Origin of the sequence: Nitrosospira multiformis (genome assembly GCF_900111585.1) — a bacterium.
In the GTDB taxonomy this organism is placed as follows: Bacteria; Pseudomonadota; Gammaproteobacteria; order Burkholderiales; family Nitrosomonadaceae; genus Nitrosospira; species Nitrosospira multiformis_B.
In genome coordinates this window covers 495040-515319 of sequence record NZ_FOHI01000002.1, presented here as the reverse complement: position 1 = coordinate 515319, position 20280 = coordinate 495040, and the positions used below count along the sequence as shown (strand labels likewise).

General features: G+C 52.5%; 19 protein-coding genes, 1 other RNA gene and 1 riboswitch. Of the genes, 6 read left to right on the top strand and 14 right to left on the bottom strand.

Annotated features, from left to right (window positions below):
- The 9 genes from BMW46_RS05415 to BMW46_RS05375 all read right to left on the bottom strand — a co-directional run.
- Positions 1 to 1031: GGDEF domain-containing protein (locus BMW46_RS05415; protein ID WP_143121405.1), on the bottom strand; the 1031-nt coding region annotated here is incomplete at its 3' end.
- A gap of 1013 nt (positions 1032 to 2044) precedes the next feature.
- The gene (locus tag BMW46_RS05410) at positions 2045 to 2389 is read right to left on the bottom strand and encodes a hypothetical protein (RefSeq protein WP_074705609.1); all 345 of its coding nucleotides are present in this window, start codon (positions 2387 to 2389) and stop codon (positions 2045 to 2047) included.
- A 58-nt stretch (positions 2390 to 2447) separates the two neighbouring features.
- The gene (locus BMW46_RS05405; RefSeq protein WP_074705607.1) at positions 2448 to 2741 is read right to left on the bottom strand and encodes a hypothetical protein; all 294 of its coding nucleotides are present in this window, start codon (positions 2739 to 2741) and stop codon (positions 2448 to 2450) included.
- A 165-nt stretch (positions 2742 to 2906) separates the two neighbouring features.
- On the bottom strand, positions 2907 to 4235 hold the full coding sequence (locus tag BMW46_RS05400) for a sigma-54-dependent transcriptional regulator (RefSeq protein ID WP_074705604.1): 1329 nt from the start codon (positions 4233 to 4235) through the stop codon (positions 2907 to 2909).
- Positions 4220 to 4387 carry an ATP-binding protein gene (locus tag BMW46_RS15940; protein WP_371113497.1) on the bottom strand — a complete coding sequence of 56 codons (168 nt, stop codon included), beginning with the start codon at positions 4385 to 4387 and terminating at the stop codon, positions 4220 to 4222. Before BMW46_RS15940 ends, BMW46_RS05400 begins: the two co-directional genes overlap by 16 nt.
- The gene (locus BMW46_RS05390; RefSeq protein WP_074705602.1) at positions 4384 to 5673 is read right to left on the bottom strand and encodes a sensor histidine kinase; all 1290 of its coding nucleotides are present in this window, start codon (positions 5671 to 5673) and stop codon (positions 4384 to 4386) included. Before BMW46_RS05390 ends, BMW46_RS15940 begins: the two co-directional genes overlap by 4 nt.
- Before the next feature lie 26 nt (positions 5674 to 5699).
- The gene (locus BMW46_RS05385; protein WP_143121403.1) at positions 5700 to 5969 is read right to left on the bottom strand and encodes a hypothetical protein; all 270 of its coding nucleotides are present in this window, start codon (positions 5967 to 5969) and stop codon (positions 5700 to 5702) included.
- Between the two features lie 104 nt (positions 5970 to 6073).
- Positions 6074 to 7927, bottom strand: a complete 1854-nt coding sequence (locus BMW46_RS05380; RefSeq protein ID WP_074705597.1) for an ABC transporter transmembrane domain-containing protein — start codon at positions 7925 to 7927, stop codon at positions 6074 to 6076.
- 305 nt (positions 7928 to 8232) lie between these two features.
- The gene (locus BMW46_RS05375; protein WP_074705594.1) at positions 8233 to 10422 is read right to left on the bottom strand and encodes a TonB-dependent receptor; all 2190 of its coding nucleotides are present in this window, start codon (positions 10420 to 10422) and stop codon (positions 8233 to 8235) included.
- Positions 10410 to 10643: riboswitch (cobalamin riboswitch) on the bottom strand. Its footprint overlaps the gene before it by 13 nt.
- Positions 10644 to 10794: 151 nt before the next feature.
- On the opposite strand from BMW46_RS05375, the gene BMW46_RS05370 reads away from it, so the two are divergent.
- The 5 genes from BMW46_RS05370 to BMW46_RS05350 all read left to right on the top strand — a co-directional run bounded on the left by BMW46_RS05370 (position 10795) and on the right by BMW46_RS05350 (position 14044).
- The gene (locus BMW46_RS05370; RefSeq protein WP_074705591.1) at positions 10795 to 10995 is read left to right on the top strand and encodes a hypothetical protein; all 201 of its coding nucleotides are present in this window, start codon (positions 10795 to 10797) and stop codon (positions 10993 to 10995) included.
- Positions 10992 to 11306 carry a cell division protein ZapA gene (locus BMW46_RS05365; RefSeq protein ID WP_074705587.1) on the top strand — a complete coding sequence of 105 codons (315 nt, stop codon included), beginning with the start codon at positions 10992 to 10994 and terminating at the stop codon, positions 11304 to 11306. The genes BMW46_RS05370 and BMW46_RS05365 overlap by 4 nt, the downstream gene beginning before the upstream one ends.
- An 80-nt stretch (positions 11307 to 11386) precedes the next feature.
- Positions 11387 to 11565, top strand: a non-coding RNA gene (gene ssrS / locus BMW46_RS05360) — 6S RNA.
- 530 nt (positions 11566 to 12095) lie between these two features.
- Entirely contained in the window at positions 12096 to 13574 is a 1479-nt protein-coding gene (locus BMW46_RS05355; RefSeq protein WP_074705585.1) for an amidohydrolase family protein, read from the top strand.
- Between the two features lie 170 nt (positions 13575 to 13744).
- Entirely contained in the window at positions 13745 to 14044 is a 300-nt protein-coding gene (locus BMW46_RS05350; protein ID WP_074705582.1) for a hypothetical protein, read from the top strand.
- A 790-nt stretch (positions 14045 to 14834) separates the two neighbouring features.
- Here BMW46_RS05350 and BMW46_RS05345 read toward each other — a convergent pair.
- From BMW46_RS05345 to BMW46_RS05330, 5 genes are all read right to left on the bottom strand, one after another.
- On the bottom strand, positions 14835 to 15308 hold the full coding sequence (locus BMW46_RS05345; RefSeq protein ID WP_074705581.1) for a MaoC family dehydratase: 474 nt from the start codon (positions 15306 to 15308) through the stop codon (positions 14835 to 14837).
- A gap of 22 nt (positions 15309 to 15330) precedes the next feature.
- Entirely contained in the window at positions 15331 to 15549 is a 219-nt protein-coding gene (locus BMW46_RS15065; RefSeq protein ID WP_143121402.1) for a hypothetical protein, read from the bottom strand.
- Positions 15546 to 15695, bottom strand: coding sequence for a hypothetical protein (locus BMW46_RS15320; RefSeq protein ID WP_177171037.1), 150 nt, complete (start codon positions 15693 to 15695; stop codon positions 15546 to 15548). Before BMW46_RS15320 ends, BMW46_RS15065 begins: the two co-directional genes overlap by 4 nt.
- Positions 15696 to 16298 carry a hypothetical protein gene (locus BMW46_RS05340; protein WP_074705579.1) on the bottom strand — a complete coding sequence of 201 codons (603 nt, stop codon included), beginning with the start codon at positions 16296 to 16298 and terminating at the stop codon, positions 15696 to 15698.
- Between the two features lie 753 nt (positions 16299 to 17051).
- On the bottom strand, positions 17052 to 18347 hold the full coding sequence (locus BMW46_RS05330; RefSeq protein ID WP_256376961.1) for a CapA family protein: 1296 nt from the start codon (positions 18345 to 18347) through the stop codon (positions 17052 to 17054).
- Positions 18348 to 18989: 642 nt separating this feature from the next.
- On the opposite strand from BMW46_RS05330, the gene BMW46_RS05325 reads away from it, so the two are divergent.
- The gene (locus tag BMW46_RS05325; RefSeq protein WP_256376960.1) at positions 18990 to 20087 is read left to right on the top strand and encodes an alpha/beta hydrolase; all 1098 of its coding nucleotides are present in this window, start codon (positions 18990 to 18992) and stop codon (positions 20085 to 20087) included.
- Positions 20088 to 20280 lie beyond the last annotated feature (193 nt).

Sequence of the window (20280 nt, the reverse complement as noted above, 5' to 3'; positions counted from 1 at the left end):
ACAAACTCGTCACCTCCCAGCCGACTGACTGTATCCGCTTGGCGAACCGTAGACTGCATGCGCTCTGCAACCACCTTGAGCAGCTTGTCGCCGATCTCATGACCAAGCGAATCGTTGATCAGCTTGAAGCGATCAAGGTCCACGAATAGTAATGCCAGCCGGAAGGAATAGCGGCTGGCGTTCTCGATCCCGATCCTCATGCGCTCGGTGAACAGCGCCCGGTTGGGCAGTCCGGTCAGCAAATCGTAATGGGCGAGATACTCGATACGTTTTAGTGATTGTTTGCGCTGAGTGATATCCCGCACAATCTTTGATGCACCAATGATGTTGCCGGCGCTATCCTTCACCGGCGATATCGTGACGGAGACATCAATCGGTTTCTCGTCCTTCCTCCATCGCACGGTTTCAAAATGGTCCGTGCGTTTCCCGCTCTTGACGAGGCTCATGATTCTGTCCTCTTCCTCCAGGCGGTCGGGCGGAATCAGCGTCAATATGGAAGAGCCTATTATTTCGCTGGAACGATATCCAAAAAGCTCTTCTGCCGCGGCATTCCAACCGGTAATAAAGCCGTTGAGATCCTTGACAATGATCGCATCGTTCGAGGACTCGACGATTGCCGCTAGCTGCGCTTTGTAGTTCTCCCCCTGCCTTCGTTCAGTAACGTCCCTGAAACTCCAAACGAGTACGATGTCAGATCCTTCCAGAGTTTTGACTTTTGCGCAGCGCTCAAATACCCGCCCATTGCGAAATTCAAAGACATCAGAGCTTTCTGGTGCCAACGTCGCATAAATTTCCTCGATTGAGCGCAGGAATTGCTCGGGATCTCTTAATTGCCCTGCACAATAGCCGAGGATTGCCTGGTGGCTCGCATGAGCCAGGAGTTCACTTGGAATGGGCCACATATCCACATAAAGCTGGTTGTAGCAAAGCACCTTGCCCCGCTTATCTGTCACCAGAAGGCCGTCAACCGTTGCCTCTATCGCTGCTTTCAGCACGGAGAGTGAGTTATTCAATTCAGACTCTTTTTTCATGTCTTTTCGTTTCTCTTATCCATGCTTTATCTGTCCTTTCCTCTTCCTGATCGGGACGAATCAATCTGTGATTTTCGATATAAACACATTTAATGAGCACGCGGATTTCGGGTGCGGGAATAAACGCGGCTATCCCTATTCCATATATTCATAGCAGCACAGTAGTGCTGCTCATGGTCGTATCCTTAGTTGGAGCTTTCGATCGGAAAAACCAGTTGCGAAACGAGCGAAGGAGTATCTATACCCGGCTGGAGTAAGCGTAGAAACAGGCTGTTTCGCTATCCGCTATCCTTGATAAACACGAAAACCCTCCGTAGGGAACTTTGACATCGAAAGGTAACGGAGTAACGGAGGTTGATAACAAAGCAGAAATCTACTCCTGCCCTTCCTCTGTAGAGAAATTCCAAGCCTTGAATGGAGTGGTTTAACTAGGGCCTGGCTGTAGGTATACAGGTAAAAACTTGCGGCATTTAAACCTGTGCTGTTCCATGTCGAGAAAAAATAATGATTGCTTGTTCTCCATGTGCTGCAGATAAAACTCCGTTTACAGAATTCAATAGGAGCAGGACACTTTTTGCCTGCCTAAACGCATAATAACTCCAGGATGTTCGAAGTTCTGTTCGTAACCTCACTTTCTCCAGCTCCCGATATTCACTTGCATTCAAGATGGGGCGGCACGAGATGGTGATAAGTTCCACCACATCAGCTGACCGCGCGCTTTCCTTGTTTGATAGGGTACTCGTTCAATAACCACCGGCTAAAGCCGGTGGGTTGGGGTGCGGACTGAAAGTTCGAATATGCGTCTACGATTTAACCAGACTGGATACTTTTTCGAATTTAAGGTTTCCCTCATGCCAACAGCCAGGTAGCAATCTTGCCACACCCCTGAAGGCTGCCGGAAGATAACGTACCGGCAGCCTAATGCAGAACAAATATTAACGCTTCTGAGTCCAGCTTCTTGAAGCAGGACAGGTATATCAGGTTGGCTCTCGGTTTGACGCAACATCGGCAAGCTACTCCTTGCTCCACATTGGGGATATCGAGGAATACGAGAGACTATCTTGTTGCCCCGCAAAGCCCAGCTCGGTGGCCTCCAATGCCCGGCCGTATTGATTTTTGGTGCCGTAACCCGATGCCGTAATGCTCTGTCCGATTTTTAACATTGGCTCGAATTGGTAAGACACTTCGCGCGGAAAGCGCACACTCGTGCCATCCGACAGGATCACTCCATTAATCTCGCCATGCTTGCCGTAGTGAAGATGGCGGATTTTCCCCTGTACACTCATTGCTAGCAGGCCCACACTTTGCAAGTGCTTTGGCATCTTCATGGCACCTTTGGATGACTCTGACTGAGCCATTAAGGACTGACCGCTGCGGGAATTGGTAATGACATACCCCTTGATCTGACCTGCTGCCTCAGATAACCCTTGACCTCGACGGTATCACCGGGCTTGAATGAGGCTGTGAACTGCTCGCCCATATGCTTCGGAAAAGTGACGAGGTGCCCGTATCGAGGAGCAAACCATCCACTTCGCCGAATGGATTGATCAGCAAGTGGCTCACCTTGCCCTCGGCCGCGGGGGCAGCGGGAGCAAAAGCCTGCACGTGAAGGAATTCATCAGCTCTATCCTGCCCCTTTTTAGCTTGTACGGCGGGCGTGAAAGACATTGCCAACATCAATAAAACAGGTAATATATGAGAAGTTTTCATGTTCATCTCCAGTTAGAGGAGTTGTTTAAGGGAGTGCATAAGTTATCTATGCAAGCCTTGCGCCATAGACCAGGAGATTGATTAATAAGGAATGTCCCCAATAAGACTATGGCCAATTGTCCGCTTTGGGGACATCGAAGTTCGCCGAACGGACAGATTCGATCTTTAGGGCTCGATCCCGTACTGCCGCAGTTTCGCGTAGAGCAATTGACGTCGGATACCCAGCCGTCGCGGGGCCTCTGTGCGATTGCCGCCGGTTTCGGCAATCGCTGCGCGAATCATCATTTCTTCAAGCTGGGCCAGCGCTCTGGGAAGGTCACTCATAAGCGGGACTCCTGCCGGTAACGCGAGAGGAGCAGGGGTCTTAACCAGGCCAAGGTCTCCCGCTTCGATCGAAGCGCCTCGGGCAAGAATCATTGCCCGTTCGATTACATTTCGAAGCTCTCTCACATTGCCTGGCCATGAATGCATTTCAAGATATTGCCGAGCCTCTGCCGAAAGCGCTTTTGGCGTATCGCTTGCCATGGCAAGAAAATGCTCGGCCAGCGGAATAATATCCTCGCGCCGTTCGCGCAATGGCGGTACATGAATATTGATGACGTTGAGTCGATAAAACAGATCTTCGCGAAACCTGCCTTCCGCAACCTGCTGCTCAAGATCACGATGAGTGGCAGCGAGCAAGTGGACATTTACTGCCTGCGCATGCTCCGCGCCCAGCGGTACGATTACTCCTTCTGCGAGCACCCGCAGGAGCTTGGCTTGCAGGGTGACGCTCATATCACCGATTTCATTGAGCAGCAAGGTGCCTCCCTCCGCCTGAGCGAAGATGCCAGCGTGAGCTGCAGCGGCACCGGTAAAAGCGCCCCTGACATGACCGAACAGTTCACTTTCCAGTAGTTCGTGGGGAATTGCCACACAATTGATAGCCACAAAAGGATGCGATGCCCGAGCGCTATGCTGATGGAGAGCACGTGCGACTATTTCTTTACCGCTCCCAGTTTCACCGGTAATGAGCACCGTGGCCTCGCTTGCTGCCGCACGCCCGATCAGTTTGAGGGTTTCCCGCATCCGCTCGCTGCGCGCAATAAACTCGCCTTCGCCAGGAACTGGATTTTGCCGTATTGTCCTGCTGCTCGAAGCCAAAGCTGCTCCAAGCGTATTTTCCACCGCCTGACGGCCAACGGGCTTGGCAAGATGTTCAAAGGCGCCCAGCTTCATCGCCTCTATCGTGTTATCGACGCTGGTGTAGGCGGTTAGCATGACAACTGGGGGCGTATCACCGGGTAGCCGCTTGATAGCGCGCAGGCCGTCCATGCCTGTCATATCAGGCAGGCGAAAGTCGAGAAAAACAGCGTCGATACCTCCACGCTTCAGGAACGATAGTCCACGCGCTCCGTCAGTGGCCAGGAATAATTCGTGGCCTAGGCCTGACAAGGTTTCCGCAAGGCTTTCGCGAAAACTGGCATCGTCATCGATAATCAGGATGCGAGCCATGGAATCTCCAGCTCAAAGCATGTACCCGAAGCCTTACGCAAGTAACGGGCCATGCCTCCATGCGCAACTGCAATTTCTCGCGCAAGCGCCAAACCGAGCCCTACTCCTCCCCGACGCCCTGAGGTGAAAGGTTCGAAAAGCCTGGGTTCTATGTCAATGGAGACACGGGGCCTGTGTCGCTGACCTGCAAGATCATGGCAGTATCGGAAGCGTTTTTTTTCGCAGCCACAGTGACAACGCCGCCCCGCGGCGTATGTTGGATCGCATTGGCGATGAGATTATCCAGCGCACGACCAAGCGAAAGCGGATCGAAACTCCACGACTCGACGTCGACTTTTGTTCGAAGATCAATCCCCGCACCGGCGCTTTGTTCGGCAAAAGCATCGACTCTTTCCATGAGCCAATTCGGAACCCCCACCAACCGCGAATGGGTGCTGACCGGTTCAGCCTTTTTCAGCAGCTCTTCCACGGTTTCATCCAGACGCCTTATCTCGCGCAGGACGAACTCCAGCGCTCGCCGTTGGCTATCCGGTTGCGCCAGTGCATTTTTCGCTTTGAGTTGCATCGCTGCGATCGGATTACGAACCTCATGGGCCACTGCTGCTGCCATCCGTCCCAAGGCAGTAAAGCGTTCTGAACGCTCAAGCAGGGTGCCAAGCTCGGCGGCATGCGCGCGCTCGGTATCGAGTCTAGTCCGAAACTGGTTAAATGCGGTGACAACACGATCAAGCTCTGCATCTCCCGTCGTCGCAATTTCCCGCGATGCATTGGTAGAATTTTCCGCCAAATCCCGTTCGACCCGGGTAAAGTATTTACTCCAGTCATAAAGACTGAAGGTCAACCAGAGGCCCGAGATTATTACAAAAGCAAGCAAGAGACCCAGCCCGCGGTTTACTTCGTCGTAGGCCTTGCCCGCGGCAACCGGCGAACGTGCCATTGTCCAAGCCGCCAGATGCCTTTCCGATTTTACGGGGCAAGCCGCCAGCACCACTATTTCACGGCTTCCACTCAGCACATCGACCAGGGACACACCCCGGGCAACGCTCCTGCCAGCAAGCGCTTCAACCCGTTTGCGCTCAGTGAACGGAACATCTTTTTTTTTCTCGGTACCGACATGACTGGGAAAGGCATACGCGACAAATCTGCTCGAGGCATGCCAAAACCCGCCCTCAACACCCGGTAGATCGTCCAGAGTCACATTCAAAACTGCGTTCATCAGCTCCCTATCGACAATATTCTCGCCTGGCTTGACCGAGCGACCATATTCGGTCTGAAGAGCAGCACACGCTTGAGCGGTCTGTTCCACCGATTTCTGGGCTTGCACCTCGCTGCCGAGCTGATAGACCTCGCGAATGATGTACGCAAGCGCACCGCTTACCACCAGCATGAACAGCCAGAGCAATAACAAGCGCCACCGAAGAGCCAGAGTGACTCGCAAATCGATTCCTTGCAAAAGCGCCGCGGTTATCTGGATAAAGTCCTGTGCTCCACTGGGAACGCGACATTAAACAGTTCCAGCTTTTCTTCCTTCCAGACTGCCAGGAAACATTGGCCTTCTTCCTCAGTCAGAATAAAGCTCACTTCAACTGGCAACCCCCGCAAGCTCAATGAAAGTTTCCTCATGCAATCTTCCGTGCCGCCCGACAGAAACCCGTCTTCGATGTATCCGTGCTCGCGGCTTGATTGAACGGAAATGACTCCGGCATGTAGAAGATGATACTCGCGCTTTCCCATCAGGGCATCTGTGAGCTGACAAATACCGACAGGAATGTTTCTGGTCGTATTGACTTCCAGGCCCAAGCCATATGGCAGATAGAACGTCCATGCTGTGCTGCAGTTTACCGGGCTGCTATCGCGGCTTTTGAACCGAATAATCGGCGGATCAACCGGGTATAAGCTCCATCTCTTGCCATCAGCTCCCGATGCGAGCCCCTTTCCACAATGCGCTCCTTGTCCACCATGACAACCTGATCTGCTCTCTCCAGAGTGGATAAACGATCTGCAATAACGAACGTGGTACGGCCTTGCATCGCGGTATCCAATGCTGCCTGCACAAGAGACACTGACTCCGGCTCGATCATTCCAAGCTTCTCGTTCAGGATCAATAGAGGTGCATTTTTCAGAAGCGCCCGCGCAATGGCGATGCGCAGCCGCTGGCTGCCGCGGAGTTCTACGCCACCCTCCCCGACCACGGTCTGCAACCCATCCGGCAGCTTCCGGATGAACTCGGATGCGTGAGCGGCGCGAGCTGCCCACGTAATCCGTGCTTCAGTGGCGCGCCCCATTGCACCATATGCAATATTCGCCGCTACAGTGTCATTGAACAGCGCTGTGTGCGGAGATACCAATGCAATGTTGGCTCGCAAGCTCGCCAGCGTGATGTTCCTGAGATCATGCCCATCCAGCAGGATTCTCCCGGATGTGGGATTGAGGAAACGCGGCACCATACATGTAAGTACATCCATGGTTTCCGCGCAGCCGACCACCGCCACTGTCTCGCCCGGCTGAATGATCAAGGTAACGTCATGCAATCCGGGATTGGATCCACGTCTCCATGCTGCTGCCGAATCGGAATTCGCCAGGGAATGAATCTTTAACGAGGTGTCTGGATTCCGCTCTGTACGCTCGCCGTAACCGACCTCCTCGAATTGCAGCTCCCCCCGCACCCGCTGAATAACGACGGTTCCTGTCTCCGATTCCACCTCTCCGTCAAGTAATGAGAACAGGCTTCCAGCCGCGAGCAATCCGTGCTGGAGCGTTTCCCCCACTTCAGCTATTCGCCTCGCGGGAGCAATCAGCAGCAGAATGGCCGCGATAAGAGAAGCAAAGCTTCCTGCCGTGAGTTCACCAGCGACTGCTTCATTTGCGGCGAAATAAAGGGTGAGCACTATGGCGGCAGCGCCAATGGTTTGTATCAAAGGAATATAAAGAGAGGCAACAGCAACCCGTTTCATGAAAAATCGGCGTGTCTCCTCCGCCTGCTCTCTCATGCGCCGGTTCTCATACTGCTCACCGCCATAGAGCTTGACCACCATGAAGTTCAGTGCAGAGCCCTTCAGAATCCGGGTGAGGCCCTCTATCGCTTGCGCGCTTTCCCGTCCCATCTCCCGGAGCCGTTCTCCAAGCAATTGCGTGACCAGCAGAATCACGGATGACATCAATAGAATCAGCAGGGCAAGCGTCCAATTGAGATAAAACATCCATGCAAGCAAGCCAATGACAGTGAATGTGTCTTTGATCATCACCGTCACCCCGTTGACAAAAGCACGCCCTACCTCTGGAGCATCGGATGTTATCCTGGAGACATGATCGACCGAAATGTGATTGCTGCCGGGGCAGGATTCGTAATACGAATGCGGCAATACAAGCAGCTTGTCGAATATCTCGCAGAGTAAATCCACCACCAGTTTGCTGCCCGCCCAATGGAGTACGTAAGCCGCGAGGTGCCCGGCTATGGCGCGCACCGCAAACAAGCTGATGATTCCCAAAAGCACGAGTTGCAGCAACTCGGGGTTCCTGTTCGCGATAACCTCGTCCATGGTCGGCTGCATCAACGCCGCCAGCATGGGAACGGTTGCCGCTGTCGCAATCATGCAAACTGTTGCAAGGATGAGCGCGTCCCAGTACGGCGCAACGTATCTCATCAGGCGCAGGCATAATTGGCGAGGGCCGGTATTTTGTATATTTTGCATGAGACGTACGGGCCGAATCGCGGGAGCAGATGCGGCAGGTTCGGCAAAAACCGTATTATGGCACTCGCCTTGGCAGCGGATAAAGTGTGGAAAGCAACGAGAGTTCAGGCAACCTTTGTAAAACCCTCGCATGGCCCATTGCTCGGCGAAATCGGAATGATCATAACGCGCGCGAGGAAGGTATAGATTGACAATTTACATGGGACGATGCCAGAAGGCGCAGGAAACATAGCCAAATGGCGAGCGGAGCGTGGACCGCGGATCTGGAGCAGCCGGAGCGGGCCTGCTCAGATACTCAAGGGAGCTCAGTCGAATTGATACTTTACCGTCAGCCAGACGTTGCGTTCCCGGGCAGGCAGTGCGCTGAAGCTCGTGCCCGCCGAATTGCGAATGGCATAGGAAAAATACTTTTCATCAAACAGGTTGTTCACGGCCATGCTCAACAGCAGTTTCCTCATCTGATGAGTTACCTTGAGATCTACAGTGACATAATCCGGCATACGACGCGTGGCGGTGTTGGCTTGATCGTTATCGAAAACCTGCTCACCTACATAATTCATGACTACTGCCGCACGGGTGTTGGAGCCCAACCGGTACGTACCGCCAGCCGAAGCCTTGTGACGCGGCACCAGCGGAACGAGATTCCCGGATACATCCACACCGCCAAAGTCTCCCTTCCGAAAGCGTGCATCGATAAACGTATAGCTGCCGAATATATCGATTGCGCCCGTTATCGTCCATGCGCCTTCCAGCTCAAAACCTTGCCGCCGCGTGGGCGGCAGATTGACGTTGGCAAAGAACAGGAATGGGTCTATGTTTATGAAGCTGATTTCATTGTTGAGGTTGGTTCGGTAGAGCGAAGCGCGGGCGCGCAGGGACTTCTGCTTGTAATCCAGTCCGAGCTCCCCGGTATGGGCAGTTTGCGGTTCGAGAATCTTCACTATGGAATCGAACATTGGACCGCCAAACTGGTTGTAGTTTTCGTCCACTGTAGCGACCCGGAAACTGCGGCCAAATCTGCCATAGACCGAAAAAGCTTCCCCCAGAGGCTGGCGAAGACCTGCATCATAGGCATAAACCGTACGGCTCTGCCGGCCGCTGGCGTAAGCAGCGGGATTGAAATGGTCGTTCGCCCGGTTGTCTACCCATTGCAGTCGTCCCCCAAGGCTGACAACGGTACCTTTAGGTAAAGTGGAGGCGTGTTGAAAATAAATCGCACGGTTTAGCTGGGTCGCCACTACATCCGTTCGCGGGATATCGGCGGATGCCGAACCTGGTACTGTTTCCGGTCCGGTAAACCGTCTCGATCGATAATCCCACCATTCGAAATTCGCACCCAGTACCAGTTCGTGCTCCATGCCGAAAGCCGCGAAGGGCAGCTTCATCCTCGGGTTGAACAGCCACTGGTCTGAGCGGGAATTGACGAATGTTTTGGCGTTGAAGCCGTCCAGATTGTAATCGTCGAATAATGCGGTACGGTGGTTGTCCCGAAATGAAAGGTCCGCGGCAAGATCACCGAATTCCGTCTCTTTCTCTCCTCTCAGCGTGACGTACGCACCTTGGCGAGTGCTGAAGTCGCGCGGAGTCGAGGTGCCTTTCCGGTCGGTTTGCAGCTGTGCTTCAGTGCGATTGCCAGGCAGTTCTAGTTTCTGATCATCCAGTCCGAACTTCAGTAACGCCCTGCCGCTGTTGAACCGGTAACGCAGATCGCCCTGCAGATTCGATTGACGCAGCGCGTTATTCACGCGGTAGTTATCTGTTCGCAACGCATTGGCTGTGAGCGCCAGCCCAACGTTGTTTCCTGCCGCGTTGAATGTTCCGTTGAATTCCGTGCCACTGTAGCTGCCGAAGGAAACTCCTCCCGTACCCGATATGCGGCCGGGCTTGGCAGCGCGTGTAACGATATTGATGACACCCCCGGTAGCGCCTGCTCCATAAACTACGCTACCGCTGCCGTGCAATACTTCGATGCGTTCGATAGTATCGAGAGGAATCGTCGACCAGCGGATACCGGTCAGTTCATTTTCGTTCATGCGTTGACCATCCAGCAAAACCAGAGTGTTCTGGTTGCCGGTGATACCAAATCCGCGCATATCGATCTGTGGGTCGGGGCTGCCATCGACATTTCTCGTGTGTATGCCAGACAGTTGTTGCAGCAACTCCGGTAAAGTCGTAGCGGCGCTGTTTTTGATCTGTTCCGCATTGACGATGGAAACTCCGGTGGGCAGTTTGTCGATGGGCTCGCTGAAGCGGGTTGCCGTGACAACGACGTCAGGGAGCAATCGCTCCGCCGGATCGCTGGACACGGCAAGCGCCCCTGAAGGGACGGAAATAAACACCCATGGCAAGACATGCCTGCGAAACAAACCCATGATAATTGCCCGGGGAATATGCACCCCCGCCGTGAGAACAAGGAAACAGGAAAATATCGTGGGAGCTTCGAACGAAAGAAATATCGATCGGGATACCGCCCCACGCGATATATCCGTACGCATCCGAGGCCGGTATCCGGGCTCGCAGGATTTGACGTATCGCCTTCCCATGAACTGAAGAATTCACAGTGGCATTAGGAAACCCTGGAGAGTTTCCCTGATACGTCCACGCCTGCTTACCGTTGCGGGGGCAGCCCAGGCATCCGGAGATCATCGATCTCTGACCTGGTTCCCGTTTAACCTGACCGCGGAAGCGATCAGGCACCTCAAACGAGGCGGCATTCTACCAGAACCGTGGAATAAATCATGCGAAATGATTGAAAACCCTTGCCGGAAGATGACCTGTCTCATATATTCCACACCTTTCCTGAAGCCACATTCGAAACACCATGTTAGCAGTTGACTGACTGAGGATTTCCAAACTATAGTGCTTTGATGGAACCCGAACTGGATACTCTAGAAGAAAAAATCACTCAATTCGTACGCTTGTGTCAACAATTGCGCACGGAGAATATTCAGTTGCGTCAGCAACTGGCAGTTACTACGAGCCACAACCGGCTATTGGTGGAAAAAATAGGTGCAGCTGCCTCACAGCTCGAAGTTCTTTTGTCGCGCATTCCTGAGAGCAAAGAATGAATACAGGCACAGGCAAGCCCCTAGATGTCACTATCATGGGGCGCGAGTTCAGGGTGAGCTGCTCGGATGAAGAGCGCGAGGGGTTGCTGCAAGCGGTAGCCTACCTCAACAAGAAGATGCGCGAAATCAGGGACAGCGGCAAAGTACTCGGCTCTGAGCGCATCACTGTCATGGCAGCCCTGAATATTACCCATGAATTGCTCAAGGCGAGAAGCAAGGAAGGCTTTGACACGGAAGAATTTAGGCGTAGAATCGATCACATGCAGGCAATGCTTGATGCTGCCATGCCGGAGCAGGACAAACTGTTTTAAACCGGAAATCAACCTTTGAAGCAACCGAACAGATGTCGCATTTGCGGGTTACGCTGAATATCCGTGGAAGTGATAAGAGTTGTTCCCTGCGGTGTTTGTCAAGGTCTATATTCTTTGAACCAACTTTTTGAGAAACGGTTGCGAACCAAGTGATGCTGTTGTGCGCGTCCCATGCGGAAGTGCCTGATGCATCCGGCGAGTGACCACCTTGAACCTTAAGGTTCAAGATAAACGGCCTGACGGCATTTGCGGGGACTTTATTCAGGAAAGGCAAAAAAAGCGGCATTGCCGCTTTTTTTGTCGACTTCTCTCCCAGGGTTGACCCAGTTCCACTGACTCCCCGGATTACGCTTCATTCATCTGCTCAATCTACCCGGAAATAACTTCATCGCTGCGGTGACGCTTCAGCATCTCCACGCCGTAACCCGTCACCGGGTCAATGCCGTATACCCACCGTGCAGAGCTGATTTACCCGCCCCATAGGCAGGTTCTTGCTGAATCCAATTAAAATCGCCAAAGATACATTGAGGGATCAATTGCCTGGTTGATCCGGTCAGCTCGATAGTCCCGCACCTGAAACAAAGGGAAAATCAGCCCTGAAGAAGGAACAATATCTCCCGATCAAGACACTGCAGATCACAGTCACGGAAAGGGAGGCGAGATATCTTTGCCAAATCCAATCTGACGTACTACCCTGAAGTTGAGACAGACTGACTCAACTTGTGAAATTCCTGGTACCTTCGTGTTTACTTTCCTTTTTGGGAAACCGTCCACATGAATCCACCCCCCATGAACCCAGTTCAGGTCATCGATCCCGACGGTAATCGCCTGCCGATCAAGCTCGACATGACATCCAATGGAGAATTCGCGCCGGTTCCATTATCGCCTGCAAATATTGCCGCGAATCGTCTCGCCCACGAAGCGGCTGATACAAACGCGAAACGCACAGGAGTTTCACGGCGGCATTTTCTCATTTCCGCTTGCGGTGCCGCTTCCACCCTTCTTGCATTCAATGCCGCGAATGCGGCCGCAGGCAGGACAGGTGGATTTTTCGATCTGGCAAAGGAAGCTGCGCTCGAACCTGCACTGGCCCAGGCGGGGATTGGTGATAGAGGCGAATTTATTTTTGATGTGCAAGGTCACTTTGTGAACCCGAAAGGCGCATGGCTGCAAAAGCTTGTTCCCGGTGCAAAACCTTTGAGCCAAATGCCCAAGACCGGGTGCGCCCTTGGATTGGAGCCAAGTTCACATAGCTATTTACAGTGCCTCGGACCGGATGAGTTCATCAAGGACGTGTTCCTTGATTCGGACACGAACATGATGGTGCTCTCTTTCGTGCCATCGCGGCCCGATGCGGAGCCGCTTACCATCCAGGAGGCGGACGCAGTGCGCAGGATCGTCGACAGGATGGAAGGAACACACCGTCTGCTGCTGCATGGACGCGTCAATCCCAATCAGCAAGGTGACCTGGAGCGGATGGATGAGTTGAAGGATCGCTGGGGCGTATCTGCCTGGAAGACTTACACGCAGTTCGGGCCCGAAGGAAAAGGCTACTTTCTGTCGGATGAAACCGGAACGCGCTTTATCGAAAAGGCGCGCAGTCTCGGCGTGAAAGTAATCTGCGTACACAAGGGCCTGCCCTTCGGCAAGCAATCCTACGAGCACAGCAAATGTACCGACATCGGCGTGGCAGCCAAAAGATTCCCTGACGTTGCATTTCTGGTCTACCACTCGGGCTTCGTAACAAGTGTCCCCGAAGGCCCCTTCCAGGACCGGGGCGCAGATGACGGCGTCGATACCTTGATCCGCTCACTCATCGACAATGATGTTCCTCCCAACAGCAATGTTTACGCGGAACTTGGCAGTACCTGGCGATACCTGATGCGCGACCCTGAAGCCGCAGCGCACGTGTTGGGAAAGCTACTGAAGTACTGCGGAGAGGACAACGTCCTATGGGGAACGGACTCTATCTGGTATGGCTCGCCGCAAGACCAGATCCAGGCGTTTCGCGCCTTTCAGATCGCCCCTGAATTACGCGCAAAATATGATTATCCGGAAATTACTCCACAGCTCCGGGCGAAGATTTTTGGTCTCAATGCTGCCAGGGTTTATTCGATCAGCCCGGAGGAAGTAAAAAAATATACCGGGCGCGACCGCATTGCACACGAACGGCTTGCTTACCTCGAACACCCGCAACCGCATTTCCTCACCTACGGACCAAAGACGCGGCGCGAGTTCCTCAATCTATATGGAACCGGCCAGCCTTGATCGCCAGAGATCCTTTGAATAAATCACACTGGATTAGTCCTTAATGCATTAATCATGAAGGGGGCGGAGGGGACTCACCCGGCAAACTCAAGTCGGTCGCTTCATCGCAAATTCATAATCCATAGTAGAAATGCATCTGAATGAGAAGTGAATTAAATAAGGGAGCCGCCATGAACCACCTTTTTTCCTCTGGAAGTAAAAAGCTTCAAGCAATTGTTTTTATCCACACCCTGCTTCTGGGCTCCATAAGTATGGCATATGCTCAGTCGCAAAATATTAACGGTGAAAATACGCGAAAACCGGTAGTAACCGAAGAAAAGCTTTCGAATAAGAGTGATGCAACCAACGAAGCAAAAAAAAAGGAAAAGAAGAAATCAAAGCAAGAGCTGATGAAGCCCGAGAATTATAAAGGTGGTCAGCCGCCTGAAGGCGGTCGGTTAGGTCAAGGCGGTTTTGTTGATCCCGATTGAATCTAGTCTGATATAGTGCAGGCCCCTCTTCTCTGGAGGCGTGCACTTTCAGGAATTACTGTATTCCTGCTTAGCTGCTACTTGAAATTATCCGGAACCAGCGCAGGTTCGATATCGTACCGAGCCTCCATGTAATCATGGCTTGACGGTCCGTCTGGGGGAAATCAAAGGCCGAGACAGATCAGACTCTAACCCATCGATAAGGTGGGGGAATTGCTATCAACAGAGGGAGAAGAAGGATTAATGAGGGCTAGGCCTACGCTGGGCCCTGTACTTTTTTCCCAGTGCACTACCGATTCAGGAAAACCCACGAGCTCTTCTTCGTATACATAGGGGGCTAAAGAACCATAAGTTTCTTTCGTATCGCAGGCTAGATTAGAAATAATGTTATTCATGCGCTCGATATAACCCTCTTTGGTCCGTATATACACAACGTATTTAAACACTATTCACTCCTGTGCGGATTTGGTTCGCACATCGTACTGAAGGTTTGTTACGATATTTTTAAGGGCTTGGGAACTAGCTCATGGGAGACAGCCGCTGTCGCCGCACATGACGAGTGAGAACATGCTGGGAGCTTCAACAGGCAGCAATAAAAGGCCTTGGTATCTATCGCTTCCCGGCTATATCTGCCGTGATGCGGTGCATGTAGTTTAACGACTCCTAGAAAACAGTTCAATTTATTAAAACTGTCTACCGAAGTCGTTAAATTCATACTTAATCTCTGAAAATGTAATCAAATTAAGTATGGCAATTGAGCCGGACATAACGGAACGGGTCATGGCTAATTTTATGCGGATCTACTTTTGCGGCGAAAAACAAGAAGATTGGCTGTCAAGGTTTGTACGACGTCACCATTTTGGTTTTTGGTTTCAGTGCGAACCGTGACAATGCCGCGATCATCATGTGACCGTGAAGGTTTGACGGCGCTGACTTCACCTTCGATGTGAATGGCATCATTGGCGCGCACCGGATTGGGCCACGCCGCTTCGCCGCCAAGTCCGATCGTGCCATCCCCTATAGGAAAGGCTTCAAGCAGCAACCGCATCGTCATGGCTGCCGTGTGCCAGCCGCTGGCGATCAGGCCGCCAAACAAAGTTTGACTTGCCAGCCCGGCGTCAATATGGAAGGGTTGGGGATCGAATTGCCTGGCAAAAGCAATAATTTCTTGTTCCTGCACGACACGTGGATCTCCAGCGAAGCGCAGCCCTACTTTCATATCGTCCAGATAACGGGCAGGTGGTGCATCCCGAGGAAGGGGCATTGCTGTTACCTCATTTTCTAGCTTATTCAATAGTCAAACCACATGGACAATGCCCGAACTTTTTCTTCCGTATAAGGCGGAAAGAGATGTCGATAGCAACATCCGGTGGCGAAATCAGCATGGATTTGGCGTGCGTCAACTGATCGAATCCATACTTCCCATGATAGTGCCCCATGCCTGATGGCGCGACACCCCTGAACGGCATAGTTTCTATGAACGGATGAATATTGACCTGCTTCACCGCACCGCTTCCAATGACAACTTGCCCACAAAACGGTCGATCGTTTTTTGATCTCTGCTGAAGATAAAGGCCGCCAAGGGACGCGGCGTGGACGCAATTTTAGCGAAAGCCTCATCCGGCGTTTTGTATGCTCCTGACCCGAGCATCTATTCTCCACTTAGCAACAATTTAGGGACGACCTCGACGATGCTGGCAGCCGTGAATATTTCCTCGCGGCTCATGCTTGCCACAGTGTGACGCCAGCTTTCCATCCAACGGGATCGCGTAAAGTCGACGGACAAATGGCCGTTATCGATCAGCCAGACCAGTCTTCGGATGACATCCTGAACTCGGAGCGTCCCACCAGGAATATCAAAATATTGCAGCACGAGCTTCCCGCGAATAGTGCAGAAGTCGATTTCCTTGAATGTGCGAAGCGCGAGAATCGTATAGTCGATTAGCGATTGCCAATAGATGTCGTCGTATCTTTTCCAAGATGGAATACGAAAGCGGTTATAGGCCGAATTGCATTTTCCTCTCTGCGGGAAGTCGCGCTCGAGCAAGACCTGTACAGGCAGGAGTTGGTCTTCCGAGACTTGCGACAGAATGGCATATAAGCGTTCCCGCTGCTGAACCCTTACAATTTTTTCGATTTGCTCAAGCAGGTGGCCTTGCCCCGGCTCATGACTCACCGTTTCCAGGATATCCTGGAAGGTCAAATAAGACCGGCGAGGGTCTGTCTGCGCCGTTGAATCAGAATGTGTGTTCATGTGCACCTCCACAATGGTTTGCTGAGTTGCCGAATAGATCGATATCTCTTATTGGAAATTTTAGTATCGTGTATTCCATTAAGCAGGGAATTTTGCCGCTTGCTGCGATTACACCGAAATTGCACTCGAAGCCGCCTAATCCGCAGTGCTCTATGTCAGCCAATTTTGCCCAATTTCTTCTCCCTGTTTGCATGCGCGCTCGGCTTGAATACAGCGTTCCGATTGCTGGCCCAATACTTGGACCGCCTCCCCAAAGTTTCCCGCTCACTTTTTCCAGATGTTTAGCCCCACAGCAGCGAGCTGCTTTCTGAGAGAACCGCTGAACAAATCCCTCGCAGGCGCGACGGTGGCTTTGCGGGATGAGATGCGCGAAAGGCGACGACGCGAATGGTGCGACCGTGGAGAGAGGAGCAGTGTCTTCCGAAGGAAGATGCGACCTCGAAGCGGGATGCTGACGATCCAGAGTCGGTTTTGCGCGGTCGTTACATCCCGACGCTGCTCGATCCCGCCTTGCGGGTCCCTCGGCCAACGCTTTGGGGGCGTCCTTCGCTAGGAGCCTGACAAAGCAGATTGCCAGCAAAGCTCCGTCCCATCCGGGTTGCAGCAAAATCGGCCGCTCACTTCGTTGCGCTCCTTGGCATCGTAGTCCAAGCTACGACCTTTGTCGCGCGCCTCGTGATCATCCCGACTTTGATAGCAACGCGCTCTGCGGAGGATTTGTTCAGCGGTTCCTTAGATCATCTTTGACATGCACTATCCTTGGAACGTCCATCGGAGCATCAAGGTATTATCCGCCGCCAGCTCCACCGACGTCCCCAGCTTCTTCCCCTCCCTGTTCAGGATATTCTTCAGCCAGGAAGCGTCGTCATCAGATGTCCGGTTCAATCTGAAATGCCTGACCTGCATGGGCACCATCGACAGGCTGACCAGTTTGCCGGTTTGCGGTTCCGCCCTCACGAAATACATCAATGTCAGGTCCCCCCGATAAGCCTCGTGCCCCGAGATGCCTTCATAATCATTCAGGAAGTCGCCGCATCCATAAAGAATGAGCTTTCCCTTATAAACCTCGATGCCCTTCACGTGATGCGATGAATGCCCGTGGATGACATCAACATCTCCTTCATCGATCAGGGCATGTGCAAAATCCTGTTGCTCGACCGCAATTGCATAACCCCAGTTATTACCCCAATGAATCGAAGCAACCACAATGTCCCCCGGCAGACGGATTTGTTTTATTCTGTCGCGAATTTCCCGAACCGTCTTTGCCGAAAAATCAGGCAACAGATTCACGCCTGGTCGGTCTGCCCGAGCTGCCCAGCTCCAAGGTATGCCGCTTGTTTCCGATCCAAGCGAGAAAACCAGTACACGTCCCTTTCCGGGAACTGTCATCTCTGCGGGTTTCTGCGCCTCTTGAATGTTTAGGCCAGCGCCAGCTATTTTTATATCGGCTTGTTTGAGCGTTTTCAGCGTCTCGGCAAGACCAGCATATCCCCAGTCCAGGACATGGTTGTTCGCCAGCACGCAGCAATCGATCTTCGCGGCAGTGATACAGGAGATATTGTCCGGGTTCATGCGATAGTTGACTCCCTTGTCCTGCACGTCGTCACTGCGGGTAACTGCGGTTTCGAGGTTAATGACACGAACATCGGGTTTTCCACGCTCCAGTTCGGCAAGCGCATCTCCCCAGATATAGGAAAAGGCGACTGGTTGCGGAATCGGCCCGTTTGCCTCTTCGGCAAGCTCGACATAGCCTGTTGCGCTTTTCATGTACCCCTCAAAAAGGATGGGATTGCCCGGGTGAGGCAAGACCTGGTCTATACCTCTGCCCGTCATGACATCGCCACAGAGAAATAACTTGATTGGAGTAGGGCCGCCCGGCGATCGAGGTCCAGGAGCGGTCTGATCCCCATTCCTTGCAGAAATCTGGAGACCATCCCGCACGGCTTGGGCGTAAAGCGGACCTACCGCCATGACAAGTCCCGCCGAAAGTGTAGAGACGATAAATTGACGTCGTTCCAGTTGATGTCCGGCGTTTTCAGCAGGCTTCATGACAACACCCCATTTGGACGGTAAGCTCTATCACGGGTGGTGGTCGGAATACGTTTGCTAATGCCATTTTCCGCCCTCATTGCCATCAGAAGTTCAACAAACTGATGTCATGAACTCGATCACTTACTCCAGTTTACTCGGTGTCCCCTCAGTGTACCTAATGCGCGCTAAGTAGCGAACGTGTTCGCATGCACACCTGATCTGCGGTAACAAATCCGAAAATACACTTTGCCAAATCAACATAGACATATACTGCTAACACTACTAACCTTCATTATGAATGCGCCTCCCGGCTTGGAGTGGAATATGCGGATTTCCACCCGATACGAAACGCGTTTCAGGAACATGCGGTCATTCCCTGGTATAGGTTGCAAGAACACCTCTTCGGATTAGGTAAATACGATGAAATTCCACTCCGTCGAATTGCATGTCACTGCTCTCATTCTCCTAATGTTACTTGGCGGGTGTGCGCCGTTTGTACAGTATCGGACAGAGTATGATTTATGCGTTAACCCGACCCCGGAATTGTCTCGGGACTGCGAAAACCACGCGCTCCTGGAATTTCCCACCGCAGATGGAGCCCGGTATCTCTTAAATTTTATTGAATTCGATGACCAAGGCCAGCTTTGGGATCGCAAGCAAATGTGGTCCGTTATCGATAAGCTTTCGGCTGAAGCCGCCAGCAAAGATTTGTTAATAACGGTATTCGTCCATGGCTGGAAACATAATGCGGAGCATACCGACAAAAATATCCAGACTTTTCGTAACGTTCTTGCCGGGTTGAGTGAGAACGAACTTCTTATCAGCAAAAAAACGGGGCGTCCGGCACGACAGGTAGCCGGTATTTATCTAGGCTGGCGCGGTGGGTCCATTACCACGCCCGTGGTTGAGGATCTGACCTTCTGGGACCGGAAAAATACTGCCCAGAAAGTCAGCCGGGGCGGCGTTACCGAGGTATTGAATCGCCTCGAACTACTCAAGCGCGTTAAGGAAAATGTCTCGCAGGGTAACAGCAACACTCGCCTGGTGATTGTCGGGCACAGCTTCGGCGGAGCTATCGTACATGCCTCATTGGTTCAAATACTCGAAAATCGGTTCGTTCGCACAGTGGGGCCCGTGGGCGTGCAGAGCGACGTGGAGGGGTTTGGGAATCTGGTTGTACTCATAAATCCCGCCTTCGAAGCCTTACAATTTGCATCGCTCAGTGATATGTCCGCGGAGCGTGGCACTTACTTCAAGTCCCAATTGCCTGTCATGGCCATACTGACATCCGAGGCCGATAAGGCCCTTGGCAACTCGTTTCCCATTGGCCGCCATCTGTCTACCTTTTTTGAGAAAGATCGCGACATCAGGCGAACGAATGCCGTAACGCAGCAGGAAGAAATCATCGACGAGGGCGAGGCAAATGTAACCGCTGTTGGCCTCTTCCAGCCGTATGAGACTCACAGGCTCTATCCGCCCCATAATCTGCCAAAGGGAGTTGCAGGTCAATCGAGCAGTAGTGAGAGTGTCAGTTCCGCCTTGGCGGCAAAATCCGCGTGGGAAGACGACAAACCTGGCAGCAAGATTCCTATTGCGGGCCTTACACTGGAAAGGAGCAATATATCCGCCCCACGCAATCCCTACCTCGTTATGAGAGTCGATAAAAACCTGATTACGGATCATACCCACATCGATGACGGTCGCATTATCGAATTTATCAAGCAACTTATTCTCATCTCGACCACTAGCCCTGAATAAAGTACATAAGCTCGCGTTTCGTTTGAGAGGGGGAACCTGTTTTGGTCTTTATGTTATTCCTGAACATATCGCTGGACGCCGCCAAGAAGGACTTCCCGGAGATAATAGAGAACACCACTACAACAACCAGCAAGCGATATTGATATTCATGGATCTGCCCTTGACCTACGGCGGGTAATGGGCGACCGGTGGG